This is a genomic window from Vreelandella jeotgali Hwa (assembly GCF_000334215.1).
Lineage (GTDB): Bacteria > Pseudomonadota > Gammaproteobacteria > Pseudomonadales > Halomonadaceae > Vreelandella > Vreelandella jeotgali.
Genome location: NZ_AMQY01000014.1, coordinates 229,570 through 246,292, shown reverse-complemented (window position 1 = coordinate 246,292; position 16,723 = coordinate 229,570). Strand labels below are relative to the sequence as shown.

Sequence of the window (16,723 nt, the reverse complement as noted above, 5' to 3'; positions counted from 1 at the left end):
AGGAGCCGAGCCCCTGCCGTCTGCCGGGCCGATGCGGTCTTTATACGCGCCGGCCGATGCTTTTCACCGCCGGGTCCGGCGGGCACCGCTTAATCCTGCTTGCGACCCTTGCCGGCGGCAATGCGCAAACGCAGGGCGTTGAGCTTGATGAAGCCTTCGGCGTCTTTCTGGTCGTAGGAGCCGGCATCGTCCTCGAACGTCGCGATGGACTCGTCGAACAGCGAGGCGTCGGACTTGCGGCCCACCACGGTGGCATTGCCCTTGTACAGTTTCATGCGCACCACGCCGTTGACGTTGGCCTGGGTTTCGTCGATGGCCGCCTGCAGCATGCGGCGCTCCGGGCTCCACCAGTAGCCGTTGTACACCACGTCGGCATACTTGGGCATCAGCTCGTCTTTCAAGTGCGCTTCTTCGCGGTCCAGCGTCAGCGACTCTATAGCGCGATGGGCGCTGAGCATGATGGTGCCGCCGGGGGTTTCGTAGCAGCCCCGGGACTTCATGCCCACATAGCGGTTTTCGACGATATCCAGCCGGCCGATGCCGTTGTCGCCGCCCAGCTGATTGAGCTTCGACAGCACCTCGTGGGGCTTCAGGGCTTCACCGTCGATAGCCACGATGTCGCCCCGGTCGTAGGTCAGCTCGATATAGGTCGGCTGGTCCGGCGCGGCCTCGGGCGATACGCTCCAGCGCCACATGTCCTCTTCGGCTTCCGCCCAGGGGTCCTCGAGAATGCCGCCTTCGTAGGAAATATGCAGCAGGTTGGCATCCATGGAGTACGGCGATTTTTTCTTTTTGCCGGAAAAGTCCACCGGAATATCGTGCTTTTCGCAGTACGCCATGAGCTTTTCCCGGGAGTTAAGGTCCCATTCGCGCCAGGGGGCGATGACCTTGACACCGGGCTTGAGCGCATAACCGCCGAGCTCGAAACGCACCTGGTCGTTACCCTTGCCGGTGGCGCCGTGAGAGATGGCGTCGGCGCCGGTTTCGTTGGCAATATCGATCAGGCGCTTGGCGATCAGCGGGCGAGCAATGGAGGACCCCAGCAGATATTCGCCTTCGTAAACGGTGTTGGCGCGGAACATCGGGTAGACGTAGTCGCGCACGAAGGTTTCGCGAAGGTCTTCGATGTAGATTTCGCGGATACCCAGCGCTTCGGCCTTGGCGCGGGCCGGCTCGACTTCCTCGCCCTGCCCGATGTCGGCGGTAAAGGTGACCACTTCGCAGTCGTAGGTTTCCTGCAGCCACTTGACGATAACGGAGGTGTCCAGGCCGCCGGAATAGGCCAGAACCACCTTTTTGACATCGGACATCTTGTGCTCCTTGTTGATGAACCCCTGGCGAGAGTCGATCTGCAGGATACAGTCGGCTCGACCGGAGATCGCTATGCAATACAGCGGGGCAATGGAACCCCGTGAGAGAAACGCAAACCCCAAGTATAGCGCTCTGTACCTCCAACGAATACCGTCAACCCATACCGCCAGCGACGCTCCGGGGTAAAAGCTGCTAGAATTCTCCGCTTGGCTGCCCGGCAAGCAGGCAGCGCGGATGCCGTTGGCGGATTGCCGGCTTACGCTCTGTCTCCATGGGGTATCTCTAAGGGTATTGGCGTAATAGGCGTATCCGCCACGTCGACCACGCGCCGCACCAGGCAACGACTACCGGTTTTAAGGAGAGCAGCATGAGCGAGGCAATTGCCCGCGATTTAATGTCACGGCGTTTTCGCAGCTATCTACCCGTCGTGGTTGACCTGGAAACCGGCGGCTTCAATGCGGCGGGCGACGCACTGCTGGAAATCGCGGCGGTAACGCTCACCATGGATCCGGACGGCAACCTCCTGCCCGATACCACGCACGCCTGCCATGTTCGCCCGTTTGACGGGGCCAATGTTGAACAGGCAGCGCTGGATTTTACCGGCATCAACCTGGACGACCCGCTACGCCAGCAGGTAGCGCTGGACGAAAGCGAAGCGCTGGGCGAGATTTTTCGCCCCGTGCGCAAGGCGATCAAGGCTCACGGCTGTACGCGCGCCATCCTGGTGGGCCATAACGCCGCCTTTGATCACGGCTTTCTCAACGCGGCGGTTGAGCGTTGCGAGATCAAGCGCAACCCGTTTCATCCCTTCTCCAGCTTTGATACCGCCACCCTTGCCGGGCTGGTCTACGGCCAGACCGTGCTGGCGCGGGCCTGCCGGGCCGCCGGCATCGATTTCGACAACAAGGCCGCGCACTCGGCGCGCTATGATACCGAGCGCACCGCCGAGCTGTTCTGCGCCATGGTCAATCGTTACAAGGACCTGGGCGGCTGGCAGCTGGCCCAGCGCGAGCAGGAGATGGACCACCAGGATTAGGCAGGTGCAGCGCCAGGCAGTTTGCGCTAGAATTTGCCCCCATCGAATCGTCAACCGGGCCGCCTGATCGCGCCCGGTGTCTTGTTATGCCCGCTTCGTTATGCCCCGCTTCAGGAGTTCCACCGTTTCCATGACCCAGCACAACGCTTTTTACGCTCAGTCCGGAGGCGTCACCGCCGTTATCAACGCCAGCGCCTGCGGCGTAATCGAAGCCTGCCGTGCCGCGCCGGAACACATCGGCAAGGTCTACGCCGGTCATAACGGCATTATCGGGGCGCTGACCGAAGACCTGATCGACGTCAGCCAGGAAAGCGATGCCACCATCGCCGCGCTTCGCCACACGCCGGGCGGCGCCTTTGGCTCCTGCCGCTACAAGCTCAAGGATATCGAGACCCATCGCGCCCAGTACGAACGCCTGATCGAGGTCTTCAAGGCCCACGATATCCGCTACTTCTTCTACAACGGCGGCGGCGACAGCGCCGATACCTGCCTGAAGGTCTCGCAGCTCTCCGAGAAGATGGGCTATCCGCTAACCGCCATCCACGTTCCCAAGACCGTGGACAACGACCTGCCCGTCACCGACAACTCCCCCGGCTTCGGCAGCGTCGCCAAGTACATTGCCACCTCGACCCTGGAAGCCTCGCTGGACATTGCCTCGATGTGCGCCACCTCGACCAAGGTGTTTGTGCTGGAAGTCATGGGCCGTCACGCCGGCTGGATCGCCGCCGCCGGCGGCCTGGCCGGTGAAGGCGAAGGCGAACCGCCGCACGTGATCATTTTCCCCGAAGTCGCCTTTGACCGCGAAGCGGTCATGGCCCGGGTCGACTACAGCGTCAAGGAATACGGCTACTGCGTCATCGTGGTCTCGGAAGGCGCGCGCTACGAGGACGGCACCTTCCTCGCTGATGCCGGCAATACCGATGCCTTTGGCCACCGTCAGCTGGGCGGCGTCGCCCCGACGCTGGCCGGCATGGTCAAGCAGGATCTGGGCTACAAATATCACTGGGCCGTGGCCGACTATCTCCAGCGTGCCGCCCGCCACCTGGCGTCAAAAACCGATGTGGAGCAGGCCTACGCCGTGGGCCGCGAGGCCGTTGCCCTGGCGCTGGCAGGCAAGAACTCGATGATGCCGGCGATTCGCCGTACGGCCCAGGCGCCCTATCAGTGGGACGTAATCTCCGCGCCGCTGTCGGACGTCGCCAATCGGGAAACCTTCATGCCGCGGGATTTCATCAGCGAGGACGGCTTCGCCATCACCCCGGCCTGCCGAGAGTACCTGGCACCGCTGATTCAGGGAGAAGACTTCCCGCCGTTTGAGCGCGGCCTGCCCGTGGTCGCCAGGCCCCGGCTCGAGACGGTGGAAAAGCGCCTGCCGGCGTTTGACCAGTAACGACGCCCCCGCCTGGGCACAGCCCGGTTTGTATTGACTGTGCCCTACCGCAACACCCAGGACAGCACCAGCAGCAGTAGCAGAATCCCCGCCACGCCCTGCCAGAAGCGCCGGGCATCGGCACGCCGGGCGGCATCCGGCGGCGTGATGTCCTGGCGTTTGCGCAGCGCGTGCAGCAGCTCCGACATGCGCCGAAAGCGCAGCGCGCGTTGCGGATCCAGCGCTCGGCGTAGAATGTCATCCAGCACCGGCGTGATCTGCGGATTGGCGCTGCGAGCGCTGCGATAGCTTAGCGCTTCCAGATCGGTATGGCTGCGCAGCTGGTCGGGCGTCATCCGGGAGTACGGCAGCTGCCCGGTGAGCAGCCAATAAACCGTCGAGGCAAACCCGTACTGGTCGCTGCGATGGCCAATCACGTCGCCTAGCGCGTATTCGGGAGCCGTATGCGGGGTAAAGCCGATGGGCCGCAGAATCTCGCCGGATTGACGATGACCGTTGGCATCGCGCAGGTGGCAGGCGCTGAAGTTCGTCAACACCAGCTTGCCGTGCTCGTCGACCATTATATTATCCGGGTTGATCTGCTGATGGAGCACCTCGCGGTGATGCAGCGCCTGCACCGCCTTGCCCAGCTGGCCGGCCATTTCCAGGCGCTGGGCCAGGGTGGCGCGGGGATGGCGCCCGGCCCACTGGCGCAGGGTTTCACCGCGCAGGCTGCTGAGCAGGTAATACAGGTAGTGGCGCGCCCGCGACGGCTCGACCACGCTGACCACAAACGGCGACCTGATCCGCTCAACGACCCGCTGCTGCAGCAGAAAATGCTCAAGGTAGGCGTTACGCAACGACAGCTCGGGGCTGGGGGCCTTCATGACCCGCTCGGCATGGGTCTGTTGGTCACGCACGCGATACACTCGGGACTGCGCGGTCCGCGACAGCACCTCTATCACTTCCAGTCCGTCCAGGCAGTCGCCCGGGGTCAGCTCCGGGGGAATCGGCAGCTCGCCGTATAGCGGGGCGGGGTCGCTGCTTTGCGCCTCGGGCAGCTCGTCGATGCGCACCAGCTGGAAACAGAACTGGTCCACGGCATAGCCGCGCTGCTGGGCGCGCGTCGTGGCTTCGGCCACCAGACGGTCGCAGGCGGCGTGCAGGTCGCTGGCGTCCTGACGAATCAGCCGGACATAGTCCGACGGCAGCAGCGTGCCGCGCACCGCGCGTGTGGTAAACAGGAAGATATCACCCTGCTTGAGCGGGATGCTGGTGTAGTCGATATCCACGCTGTTATCCAGCCCCAGCGCCCGGGACGGATAGCGATAGCCGCCCAGGTCGGTGATGTGGTCACAGCTGAGCTGCTCGAACTCAGCGCCGCGCAGGCGGAATACCAGGGTATCGCCCATGTGGAACAGGTGGGCGTGCTGACGACGGAATACCATCGCCGAGACCGAGGCCACCAGGCTGCCGGCTTGCAGGTGACGGCTCTGGCTGTAGCACCAGCCGTTCAGCGCGCTGAGTACCCGCGTCGCCGATTTCTTGACGCTCCAGTGATCGGGCGTGGCGAAATAATCCGCCAGAAAGGCCCGGACGCTCAGGTCTCCCGACTGCTTGGCCATGGCATTGCGCGATATCGAGTCGCTGATCATGGCGCAGCCACCCTTGGCGTGCATCAGCGAGGTTTCGGGCACCTGCACCGACATGGAACTGCGCTGCTGCCGCGGGTCAGGCGCGACATACGCCTGGCCGTAACTGATAAGCAACTGTGCGTGCGCCACCTTATGCCTCCCCAGGCTTTCCTCCGGGTTGACCCCGAGCCGGCCGGACCGCCCGGCTCGCTGGCCGGGCTTCATGGATAGCCGGCGATGATACATGCCTGGCGCCGCACCTCACCATGCGACTTATAGCATACCCAGGCACTCAAGTATCACGCCCGGGCCGGCAAGGCATCGTCTCCGGCCTATGTCGCATTGGTAATCCCGGCGCCATATTCGTATAATTCGCCGCCACCATGTTTGATACCGATTCGATACCGATCAGGCTCGGCAACGGTCAGCCAGGCCGTGCCCTGACGATTTGCCCCACGCACAAGCCTCAAGGATCCAACGATGAACTTTGACAACATCCCTGCCGGTAAAGATCTGCCCGACGATATTTACGTGGCGATTGAAATCCCGGCAAATCACGCGCCGATCAAATATGAAATCGACGAAGACATGGGCGCGCTGATGGTGGATCGTTTCATGGCCACGCCGATGTTCTATCCCGCCAACTACGGCTATATCCCTCACACCCTGGCCGACGACGGCGACGCGCTGGATGCCATGGTCGTTACGCCGCACCCGGTCGCGCCCGGCAGTATTGTTCGCGCCCGCCCGGTGGGCATGCTCAACATGACCGACGAAGCCGGCGAGGATGCCAAGCTGGTCTGCGTTCCCCACGCCAAACTGACCTCGCTGTACAACGACGTGAAGGACGTCACCGACCTGCCGGAGCTCCTGCGCCAGCAAATCACCCATTTCTTTGAAAACTACAAGGATCTGGAGAAAGGCAAATGGGTCAAGGTCGAGTCCTGGGACGGGGCCGACGCCGCGCACCAGGCCATCGAGACCGCGGCTGCAACTTATCAAAAGGCCTGATGTCACAGGCCTACGCTGCAGGATGATCGAGCGGGCTGCCTTCGGGCAGCCCGCTTGCGTTTGCAGCCAGGGTTAACACTCAATGAAGGTAGGAATATTCCGTGTTGTTCTCCATGCGCTTGCCTGACCGCTGCCCCCCTCTGTCGCGCAGCACTCCGCTGCTGCCCGCTTGCGTTGCCTGGCTATTCGCCATTTGGATGCTGGCTCTGCCAGTTGGCAGCGCCCAGGCCGACTGGTTTTCCGACGACCAGGGGGATTTCCTCCCCGTCCGCGAAGCGTTTCAACCCGATGCCTGGCATGACGGCGAAACGCTGTACATCGGCGTGGAAGCCGCCAAGGACTATTACCTCTATCGCCAGCGCTTTGCCGTTGAAAGCCAAACGCCGGACGTGGAGCTGGGCGAACCGGATATTCCTCAGGGCACTTTCACCGAGGACGAGTACCTCGGCGAGGTTTACACCTTCCGCGACAGCGTGGTCTTCGAGGTTCCGCTGCAAGAGCCGCATTCGGGCCCGTTTTCGCTGACGCTGACGTTTCAGGGCTGTGCCGATGCCGGGCTTTGCTATCCGCCCGAGGACATGACCCTGGAAGCCGGCGAAACGGACGCCCCTGCCGCTTTTGCCGAAGACCAGGCCGGCGGTGAGGCGACGACTCCCGCTCGGAGCGATATACCCTCTTCGCCGGCGCCTTCGAGCAACGGAGCTTTCGACAGCGCGGCCGAGCCTTCCACTGCGGAATCAGCGGAGGCCGACACGCCCGAAGCACCGGCCGAGAGCAACGCCTTCAGCGCCCCGCAAAGCGAAGATCACCGCTTTGCTACCCTGCTCGATGAAGCCAGCCTGCCGCTGGCGCTGGGGCTTTTCTTCCTCGCCGGGTTGGGGCTGACGTTTACTCCCTGCGTGCTGCCCATGCTGCCGATCATGTCGTCAATTATCGTCGGGCAAAACCCCACCCGGCCCCGAGCCTTTGTGCTCTCGGCCAGCTATGTGCTGGGCATGGCGCTGACCTACGCGCTGGTGGGCGTGCTCATGGGCCTGTTTGGCGCCGGGCTCAATCTTCAGGCGCATTTGCAATCGGCGCCGGTGCTGATCAGCTTTGCGGTACTATTCACGGTCTTTGCGCTGGCCATGTTCGGCGCCTTCGAGCTGCGGCTGTCGCCGCGCATTGCCTCCCGGGTAGACGCCTGGCAAAACCGCGCCCAGCAGAGCGGGCCGCCGGGGCTGGCGCTGGCCGGCGCGCTGTCGGTGCTGGTGGTTTCTCCCTGCGTGACCGCGCCGCTGGCCGGCGCCATGGTGTTTATTTCCTCTACCGGCGACGGCGCCCTGGGGGGCGGGGTGCTGTTTGCCCTGGGGCTGGGCATGGGCGTGCCGCTGTTGCTGGTAGGCACCTTCGGTACCACCCTGCTGCCGCGCTCGGGCGCCTGGATGAACGGCGTCAAAATCGCCTTTGGCCTGCTGCTGCTGGGCGTGGCTATCTGGATGGTCGAGCGGCTGGTCGCGGCGCCTGTTGCCCTGGTGCTCTGGGCGGCGCTGGCCGTGGGCTCGGCGCTGGCACTCGGCGCGCTGCAGTTCAATCAGCCCCAGGGCTGGGGCCGGGCGCGTCAGGCGCTGGGTATTCTACTGCTCGCCTGGGGCATTGCCCTGCTGCTGGGCGCCGCCCAGGGCAACGGCAACCCGCTGCGTCCGCTGCAAAATACACAGCAAGCGGTCAACGGCGGCCCTCGGACAGCCGCCGCCGCGCCCGAATTTACCCGGGTGGAAACGCTGGCAGGCCTGGAGGATGAAATTGAACGCGCCGCTGCCGCCGGCAAGCCCGCGTTTGTCGACTTCACCGCGGAATGGTGCATTTCCTGCCAGGTAATGAAGCGCGAAGTCTATCCCGACCCGCGCGTGGCCCGCGCGCTTGACGACTACGCGCTGATCGAGGCCGACGTTACCGAGACCGACGCCAGCACCCAAAAGCTGCTCCAGGCCTACGACCTGTTCGGCCCGCCGAGCCTGCTGTTCTTTGCCGATAACCGGGAAATCGCCCAGGCGCGCATCCAGGGCGAGGTGGACGCCGACGAATTCAGCGCCCACCTGGAACAGCTGGCGCAATGGCTGAACCGCCGCGCCAGCTGAGCCGAGAGTCGCCGGCAAGCCCGCTTCAAGGCGAACTTGCCGGCATTTTGGCGTCCCGGGCGCCAACGTCGTCAAACATCTGTTTAATTCTGCTATTGAAGCGCATGGCCGGCGTTGCTGGACAGGCGCTTTTTTTTTCGGCAAACTTTCTTCGCGTGCCGCCCGGATGACGCAGCACTGGACGCTAATAAAGCCGCAACATGCACGAACGTGCCGCGTTCTCTTTTATTTATCGTTTGGTTTACTGCGCCGATTATCCGCCCGGCACCGACCGTCAGGCGCATCAACGTACTGCGCCGTTTAAGCGCTGCCGCGATTGAAAACCGGCGTTGATCATGCCCCGTTTTCATCCGTCTGCCGAAGCTACTTAAACGCTGCCGTTACGTTACTGTCGCTCGCTGAACGCGTGCCTGCCGCCGCCCGTCGCGTATCGGCCCCCAAAAGCCGGCGCCCGGGTAGCGGACCCTTTGTGGGGCGTGCACCTGCGGGCCTTTTCATTTTTACTCAGGATCGGGATTCACTCATGGATATTCGCAAGGTCAAAAAGCTCATCGAGCTGTTGGAAGAGTCCAACATCAGCGAGATCGAGATTCAGGAAGGTGAAGAATCAGTGCGCATCAGCCGTCATCCCAACGGCACCTCCCAGGCGCCCCAGGTACTCCCCGAGTACGCTCCCCAGGCGCAGCCGGCGCAGGCGCCCGACCCCGCCACGCCCGGCACCGCCACTCCGGCGCAGGAAGCCCCCGAGGCGCCGACCTACCGGGGCGAAGCGGTGGTATCGCCCATGGTGGGCACCTTCTATCGCAGCCCGGCCCCGGGCGCCAAACCGTTTGCCGAGCCCGGCGATACGGTGAAGAAAGGCGATACCGTGTGCATCGTGGAAGCCATGAAAATGATGAACCAGATCGAGGCCGATCGCGACGGCGTCATCGAAGCGGTGCTGATGGACGACGGCGAGCCGGTAGAGTTCGATCAGCCCATGGTCGTGATTGCTTGATCCTTCATTTTTGACACGGGTGGATTCTCCCATGCTGGACAAGGTCCTTATTGCCAACCGCGGCGAAATTGCCCTGCGCATCCTGCGCGCGTGCAAGGAGCTGGGCATCAAGACGGTTGCAGTACACTCCCAGGCCGACCGTGAACTGATGCACGTACGCCTGGCCGACGAAGCCGTATGCATCGGCCCGGCCTCATCGGCCGAATCATATTTGCACATCCCCGCGCTGATCAGCGCCGCCGAAGTCACCGACGCCAGCGCGATTCATCCGGGGTACGGCTTTCTCTCGGAAAACGCCGACTTCGCCGAACAGGTCGAGCGTTCCGGCTTTCGCTATATCGGCCCGCGCGCGGAAACCATTCGCCTGATGGGCGACAAGGTCAGCGCCATCAGCGCGATGAAAGAGGCCGGCGTGCCCACCGTGCCCGGCTCCGACGGCCCGCTTGGCGACGACGACGAAGCCAACCTGGCTGCCGCACGCCGCATCGGCTATCCCGTCATCATCAAGGCCGCTTCCGGCGGCGGCGGGCGCGGCATGCGCGTGGTACACACCGAAGGCCACCTGCCTTCGGCCATCAGCATCACGCGTACCGAGGCCCACTCGGCGTTCGGCGACGGCACCGTGTACATGGAAAAATTCCTCGAAAAGCCGCGCCACGTGGAAGTCCAGGTGCTGGCCGACGGCCAGGGCAACGCCATTCACCTTTACGACCGCGACTGCTCGCTGCAGCGCCGCCACCAGAAAGTGCTGGAAGAAGCTCCGGCTCCCGGTATCGACCCGGCCGCGCGGGAAAAAGTGCTCAACGCCTGCCGCAACGCCTGCCTCGATATCAACTATCGCGGCGCCGGAACCTTCGAGTTCCTCTACGAAAACGGCGAGTTCTTCTTCATCGAGATGAACACCCGCGTCCAGGTCGAGCACCCGGTCACCGAAATGGTCACCGGCGTGGATATCGTCAAGGAACAGCTGCGCATTGCCTCCGGCCTGCCGCTGTCGGTCAGCCAGGACGATATCGAGCTTGTCGGCCACGCCTTTGAGTGCCGCATCAATGCCGAGGATGCACGCACCTTCATGCCCTCGCCGGGCCGGGTGACGCTGTTTCACCCGCCGGGAGGACTGGGCGTGCGCATGGATTCGCACATGTATACCGGCTACAGCGTACCGCCACACTACGACTCGCTGATAGGCAAGCTGATCACCTGGGGGGAAGACCGGCATATCGCCCTGACGCGGATGCGCAACGGTCTCGATGAGCTGCTGGTCGAGGGCATCAAGACCAACATCGAACTGCACAAGGAGCTGGTCCGCGATAGCCACTTCCAGCAGGGCGGCGTCACCATCCACTATCTGGAAAAGAAACTCGAATCCTGACGGGCTGCCGCAGACGCTACGCCGGTGCCGGGGGCCATGCGCTCCCCGGCATTGGCGTCTTTGGCTGGTAGCCTTGTGTCCTTTATGCCCTTTCTCTCTCCCTTTTATCCCTCAGCCGTGCGGAGAACCCCATGCCCTGGCTACAGCTTAAAGCGCAGGTAGCGCCGGAACAGGCCGAGCACCTGGAAGACCTGCTGCTGGCGGAAGGTGCCACCGCCATCAGCCTGCAGGATGCCGACGACGATCCGGTCTTCGAGCCCGAGCGCGGCACGACACCGCTGTGGCAGGACACCGTGCTCACCGGCCTGTACGACGATCTGGAAGGTCTGGGCGCCATGCTCGAACGCCTCCATGCCGCCTGGGCCGAACAGCTTCCCGGCGAGCCCTGCCCCGAGATTACCCATGAACTTCTCGATGACCGCGACTGGGAACGCGAATGGATGGACGGCTTCGAGCCGCTGAAGATGGGCGAGCGGCTATGGATTGTGCCCAGCTGGCACGAGCCGCCGGTTCCCGGCGCGGTCAACCTGGTGCTCGACCCCGGCCTGGCGTTTGGCACCGGGACCCACCCGACTACCGCCCTGTGCCTGGCCTGGCTTGACGCGCTCGCCGTGGACGACCAGCTTGCCGGCAACCGGGTACTCGACGTCGGCTGCGGCTCGGGGATTCTTGCCATTGCCGCGCTCAGGCTGGGCGCCCGGGCCGCCGTGGGCACCGACATCGATCCTCAGGCGCTGCAGTCGAGCCGGGATAACGCCGAGCGTAATGCACTGGCCGACAGCGCCCTGGCGCTTTACTACCCCGAATCGCTTGACGACGACCAGCCCGAGGCGCGTTTCCCGATCGTCACGGCCAACATTCTCGCCGGCCCGCTGATCGAGCTGGCAGACAGCATTGCCGGCCGCGTCGCTCCCGGCGGGCAGATTGCGCTGTCGGGGATTCTCGAACACCAGGCAGACGACGTGCTGGACGCCTACCGTGAGCGGGGGCTGATCATGGACGACCCCGCCGTCCGTGAAGGCTGGGTACGCCTGAGTGGCTACCGCCCGACGTCCTGATACCTTCGACGTCTTCAACCCGGGCGGGTCTCGGCGTATCATACGCGCCCCGTCTCGCCTGCCGGCTTGCCGCCATCCGGGTCGGGCATACAAGGCTACCGGTTTATTGATTCTGATTGCGCCATGACACCTGCTGATTCCCCCGTCACCATCGGCCCCCACGCGCTCCCCAACCGCGTGATACTCGCGCCCATGGCCGGCGTCACCGACCGCCCCTTTCGCCAGCTGTGCCGCCGCTTGGGCGCCGGCTGGGTCGTGGGCGAAATGGTCACCTCGGATCCATCGCTGTGGAACACGCGCAAATCCCGCCAGCGCATGGACCACCGGGGCGAACCCGCGCCCCGGGTGGTGCAGATTGCCGGCGGCGATGCCGCCATGCTCGCCGAGGCGGCGCGGCTTAACGCCGACCTGGGCGCCGAAGTCATCGACATCAACATGGGCTGCCCGGCCAAAAAGATCTGCCGCAAGGCGGCAGGCTCCGCGCTGATGCGCGACGAACGCCTGGTGGCGAATATCGTCAACGCCGTCGTTGCCGCCGTGGACGTGCCGGTAACGCTGAAAATCCGCACCGGCTGGTGCGCCGAGAGCAGGAACGCCGTGCGCGTGGCCCGCATTGCCGAAGACGCCGGCATTCAGGCGCTGGCGGTACACGGCCGCCACCGCCAGCAGCGCTACGCCGGCGTGGCCGAATACGACACCATCGCCGAGGTCAAATCCCGGGTTAACCTGCCGGTGTTTGCCAACGGCGATATCACCGGCCCCGAAAAGGCCGCGCAAGTGCTGGACTACACCGACGCCGACGCGCTCATGATAGGCCGCGGCGCCCAGGGCAACCCCTGGATTTTCGAGCAGATCAATCACTACCTGGCCCGGGGGACCCACCTGCCGCCGCCCACGCTTGCCCAGCGCCACCGGGTACTCGGCGAGCACCTGTCCGAGCTGCACGGATTCTACGGCGAGGTCATGGGCGTGCGTATCGCACGCAAGCACCTGGGCTGGTATCTTGAAGCCGACTCGCGCTTTACCCCCGCGCAGCAACGTATTCTCAAGCAGCAGTTCAACGCCCTGGACACCCCGTCCGCCCAGTTTGACTGGCTGCTCCCCGTCATGGCACCGGATGCCGCCGAACGCCTGTCAGCCAAGGAAAGACACGCCGCATGACCGATCAACAGCCACCCACGCAGCCCTCCCGGGCCAGCGATGATGATGCTCCCCGCCCGCTGCGCGATGCCGTCGAGGCGTCGATGAAGCGTTATTTTGAACACCTGGACGGTGGCGAAACCAGCGACCTCTACGCCATGGTCATGGCCGAGGTGGAAGCCCCGTTGCTGGCCTCGGTCATGGAATATACCGCGCATAACCAGACCCGTGCGGCTCAGGTGCTGGGGCTCAACCGCGGCACCCTGCGCAAGAAGCTCAAATCCTGCGGGCTGCTGGATCCCGACACGACCTGATTGACGGCGGCGCCCCGGGGCGTCGCTGCTGTCCTCTAAGCGATTCCCTGTAAACCCGTTCCCTGTAAACCGACTGCATACGAGAGTTTGATGGCTACTACCCCTCCCCCCGTTCGCCGCGCCCTGCTCAGCGTTTCCGATAAAACCGGCCTGGTGGATTTTGCCCGCGGCCTGCACGAGCACGGCGTCGAGCTGCTGTCCACCGGCGGCACCTTCCGCCTGCTGCAGGACAGCCAAATTCCCGTGACGGAAGTTTCCGAGCACACCGGCTTTGCGGAAATCATGGACGGGCGGGTCAAGACCCTGCACCCCAAAATCCACGGCGGCATTCTGGGGCGCCGCGGGCAGGACGATGCGATCATGGCCGATAACGACATCGCGCCGATTGACATGGTAGTAGTCAACCTCTACCCCTTTGCCGATACCGTCGCCAACCCCGACTGCACGCTCGACGACGCCATTGAAAACATCGACATCGGCGGCCCGGCCATGGTGCGCGCCTGCGCCAAGAATCACGCGCACGCAAGCGTTGTGGTCAACGTCGAGGACTACGACCGCGTGCTCGAGGAAATGCGCGCGGAGAGCGGCTGCATCGGTGCCGCGACGCGCTTTGATCTGGCCGCCCGGGCCTTTGAGCATACCGCCGGCTACGACGCTGCCATTGCCGACTACCTGGGGCGCCGGGTCCGGGACGAGGACAGCGACTTTCCGCGCACCTTCAACCTGCAGCTGAGCAAAAAGCAGGACATGCGCTACGGGGAAAATCCTCATCAGAACGCCGCGTTCTACGTCGAGCCCAACGCCAGCGAGCCCGGCGTGGCCACGGCGCGGATCCGTCAGGGCAAGCCGCTGTCGTTCAACAACATTGCCGATACCGACGCCGCCTTCGAGTGCGTCAAGTCGTTTGCCGACATCGCCTGCGTCATCGTCAAGCACGCCAACCCCTGCGGCGTGGCCGTGGGCGAGAGCGCGGCGGATGCCTACGACCGCGCCTTCCAGACCGATCCCACCAGCGCCTTTGGCGGCATTATTGCCTTTAACGTCGCGCTGGACGTCGATACCGCGCGGCTCATCGTTGACCGCCAGTTTGTCGAGGTCATCATCGCCCCGGGGATCGACAGCGACGCAGCCGCGGTTGTCGCGGAAAAGCGCAACGTCCGCCTGCTGGATGCCAGCGCCGGCTGGCCGGGCCACAACGCCCCGGCAGCGCTGGACTACAAGCGGGTCAACGGCGGGCTGCTGGTGCAGGAACGCGACCAGGGCATGGTGGGCCGCAACGACCTTGAAGTCGTCAGCAAGCGCGCCCCGACCCAACAGGAGCTCAGCGACCTGGCGTTTGCCTGGCGCGTGGGCAAGTTCGTGAAATCCAACGCCATCGTCTACGCCCAAAACGGCCAGACCATCGGCGTGGGCGCGGGCCAGATGAGCCGCGTCTACTCGGCAAAAATTGCCGGCATCAAGGCGGCCGATGAAAACCTGACGGTGCCCGGCTCGGTCATGGCGTCGGATGCCTTTTTCCCCTTCCGCGACGGCATCGAAGCCGCTGCCGACGCGGGCATTACCGCCGTTATCCAGCCCGGGGGCTCAAAGCGCGACCCCGAAGTGATCGACGCGGCCAACGAGGCGGGCATTGCCATGGTGTTTACCGGCATGCGCCACTTTCGCCACTAGCACCAGTACGAACTCTCTTCAGTACCAGGCACCGCCGCCCGCACTGTCGGCGCCCAACCAAAAAAAGGCCCCGGCGGCCATGCACGGCCGCCGGGGCCTGGTGCGTCAGGAGCGCGACGCTAGCTGATATCCATGCACAGGTACTTGGTTTCCAGATACTCGTCGAGCCCCTGGTGGCCGCCTTCACGCCCCAGTCCCGAGGCTTTCATACCGCCGAACGGCGCCGCGGCGTTGGAAATCGCGCCGGTATTGATACCCACCATGCCGTATTCCAGAGCATCGGAGACGCGCCACACCCGCGCCAGGTTCTGCGAATAGAAGTACGACGCCAGGCCGTAGCGGGTATCGTTGGCCATCTCGATGGCGCTGTCCTCGTCGTCAAACGGGAAGACGGCCGCCAGCGGGCCAAAGGTTTCTTCGCTGGCGACCCGCATCTCGGGGCCGGCAGCGCTGATCAGCGTGGGCGAAAAGAAGTTGCCGCCCAGCGGGTGCGGATGCCCGCCCAGCATCAGCTCGGCGCCCTTGTCGACCGCATCCTGGACGTGTTCGCTGACCTTGCGGACGGCGGCTTCATCGATCAGCGGGCCGATATTGATGCCGTCCTTCTCGCCGTCGCCGACGTGCAGCTCGCTGTGCATGGCCACCGCGAGCTTTTCGCAAAAGGCGTTGACCACGCTGGACTGCACCAGAAAGCGGTTGGTGCAGATACAGGTCTGGCCGGCGTTGCGAAACTTGGCGGCCATCGCCCCCTCCACGGCGGCGTCCAGATCGGCATCCTCGAACACGATAAAGGGCGCGTTACCCCCCAGCTCCAGCGAAATCTTCTGGACGTTTTCGGCTGCCTGCGCCATCAGCCGGCTGCCCACGGCGGTCGAGCCGGTGAAGGTGATCTTGCGCACGCGCGGCGACTCGGTCATGGCACCGGCGATCTCGCCGGCGGTGCCGGGCACCACGTTGAACACCCCACGGGGAATCCCGGCGCGTTCGGCCAGCAGCGCCAGCGCCGTTGCGGAAAACGGCGTCTGGCTCGCCGGCTTGAGCACCATGGTACAGCCCGCAGCCAGCGCGGCGCCGGCCTTGCGGGTAATCATCGCGGCGGGGAAATTCCACGGCGTAATCGCACCCACCACGCCCACCGGGTGCCGGGTCACGACAATGCGCTGGTCGGCTTTGGCCGGCGGAATCGTCTCGCCGTAGACCCGGCGCCCTTCCTCGGCAAACCAGCGGAGAAAGCTCGCTGCGTAGGCAATTTCGCCCTCGGCTTCCTTGAGCGGCTTGCCCTGCTCGTGGGTCATCAGGATGGCCAGATCGTGCTGATGCTCCAGCATCAGGTCATACCACTTGAGCAGCAGATCGCCGCGCTGCTGTGCGGTCATCGCGCGCCAGGCCGGCAGCGCCGCATCGGCCGCCTCAATGGCGCGGTGGGTTTCGGATGCCCCCAGACGCGGCACGTTGCCGACCACTTCGGCGGTGGCAGGGTTGTAAACGCTGATTTGCTCACCGCCGTCGGCGGCGACCCAGCTGCCGTCGATATACGCAAACGGACAGTAAAGCTGGGTTTCTTTAAGCGGTTCCATGACGGACTCCCGACCGGATGATGGTATTGAGCATAAAAACCGTTGACTGCATGCTAAAACGAAATACGGGTATCCACCAAGGCGAACAGTGGCTTTCGCCACCCCGACATAAG

13 protein-coding genes are annotated in these 16,723 nt (G+C 64.2%); 10 read left to right on the top strand and 3 right to left on the bottom strand.

What is annotated here, in order from left to right:
* Positions 1-89 precede the first annotated feature (89 nt).
* Positions 90-1,310, bottom strand: a complete 1,221-nt coding sequence (locus tag C793_RS0107150) for an argininosuccinate synthase (protein ID WP_017430257.1) — start codon at positions 1,308-1,310, stop codon at positions 90-92.
* Between the two features lie 368 nt (positions 1,311-1,678).
* Between C793_RS0107150 and rnt the strand changes: the two genes are divergently transcribed.
* Together rnt and C793_RS0107140 are read left to right on the top strand one after the other, a co-directional pair.
* Positions 1,679-2,347 carry a ribonuclease T gene (rnt, locus tag C793_RS0107145; protein WP_017430256.1) on the top strand — a complete coding sequence of 223 codons (669 nt, stop codon included), beginning with the start codon at positions 1,679-1,681 and terminating at the stop codon, positions 2,345-2,347.
* 130 nt (positions 2,348-2,477) lie between these two features.
* A complete protein-coding gene (locus C793_RS0107140; RefSeq protein WP_017430255.1) occupies positions 2,478-3,737 on the top strand; it encodes a 6-phosphofructokinase in 1,260 nt (419 codons plus the stop codon).
* Positions 3,738-3,781: 44 nt separating this feature from the next.
* Here the strand turns inward: C793_RS0107140 and C793_RS0107135 are convergent, their stop codons facing one another.
* Complete coding sequence (locus C793_RS0107135; protein WP_026106167.1) at positions 3,782-5,500, bottom strand: bifunctional protein-serine/threonine kinase/phosphatase; 1,719 nt, start codon at positions 5,498-5,500, stop codon at positions 3,782-3,784.
* Between the two features lie 330 nt (positions 5,501-5,830).
* On the opposite strand from C793_RS0107135, the gene ppa reads away from it, so the two are divergent.
* The 8 genes from ppa (at position 5,831) to purH (ending at position 15,033) form a co-directional block, all read left to right on the top strand.
* Positions 5,831-6,361, top strand: coding sequence for an inorganic diphosphatase (gene ppa, locus C793_RS0107130; protein WP_017430253.1), 531 nt, complete (start codon positions 5,831-5,833; stop codon positions 6,359-6,361).
* A 197-nt stretch (positions 6,362-6,558) separates the two neighbouring features.
* The gene (dsbD, locus tag C793_RS0107125; protein ID WP_051038353.1) at positions 6,559-8,481 is read left to right on the top strand and encodes a protein-disulfide reductase DsbD; all 1,923 of its coding nucleotides are present in this window, start codon (positions 6,559-6,561) and stop codon (positions 8,479-8,481) included.
* A gap of 523 nt (positions 8,482-9,004) precedes the next feature.
* Complete coding sequence (accB, locus tag C793_RS0107115) at positions 9,005-9,478, top strand: acetyl-CoA carboxylase biotin carboxyl carrier protein (RefSeq protein WP_017430250.1); 474 nt, start codon at positions 9,005-9,007, stop codon at positions 9,476-9,478.
* 31 nt (positions 9,479-9,509) lie between these two features.
* Complete coding sequence (accC, locus tag C793_RS0107110) at positions 9,510-10,850, top strand: acetyl-CoA carboxylase biotin carboxylase subunit (protein WP_017430249.1); 1,341 nt, start codon at positions 9,510-9,512, stop codon at positions 10,848-10,850.
* A gap of 131 nt (positions 10,851-10,981) precedes the next feature.
* The gene (gene prmA, locus C793_RS0107105) at positions 10,982-11,908 is read left to right on the top strand and encodes a 50S ribosomal protein L11 methyltransferase (protein WP_017430248.1); all 927 of its coding nucleotides are present in this window, start codon (positions 10,982-10,984) and stop codon (positions 11,906-11,908) included.
* Between the two features lie 123 nt (positions 11,909-12,031).
* The gene (gene dusB, locus C793_RS13635) at positions 12,032-13,069 is read left to right on the top strand and encodes a tRNA dihydrouridine synthase DusB (RefSeq protein WP_083871907.1); all 1,038 of its coding nucleotides are present in this window, start codon (positions 12,032-12,034) and stop codon (positions 13,067-13,069) included.
* A complete protein-coding gene (fis, locus tag C793_RS0107095) occupies positions 13,066-13,362 on the top strand; it encodes a DNA-binding transcriptional regulator Fis (protein WP_017430246.1) in 297 nt (98 codons plus the stop codon). Before dusB ends, fis begins: the two co-directional genes overlap by 4 nt.
* Before the next feature lie 90 nt (positions 13,363-13,452).
* On the top strand, positions 13,453-15,033 hold the full coding sequence (gene purH, locus C793_RS0107090; protein ID WP_017430245.1) for a bifunctional phosphoribosylaminoimidazolecarboxamide formyltransferase/IMP cyclohydrolase: 1,581 nt from the start codon (positions 13,453-13,455) through the stop codon (positions 15,031-15,033).
* A gap of 119 nt (positions 15,034-15,152) precedes the next feature.
* Here the strand turns inward: purH and C793_RS0107085 are convergent, their stop codons facing one another.
* Entirely contained in the window at positions 15,153-16,610 is a 1,458-nt protein-coding gene (locus tag C793_RS0107085; protein WP_017430244.1) for an NAD-dependent succinate-semialdehyde dehydrogenase, read from the bottom strand.
* Positions 16,611-16,723: the final 113 nt, after the last annotated feature.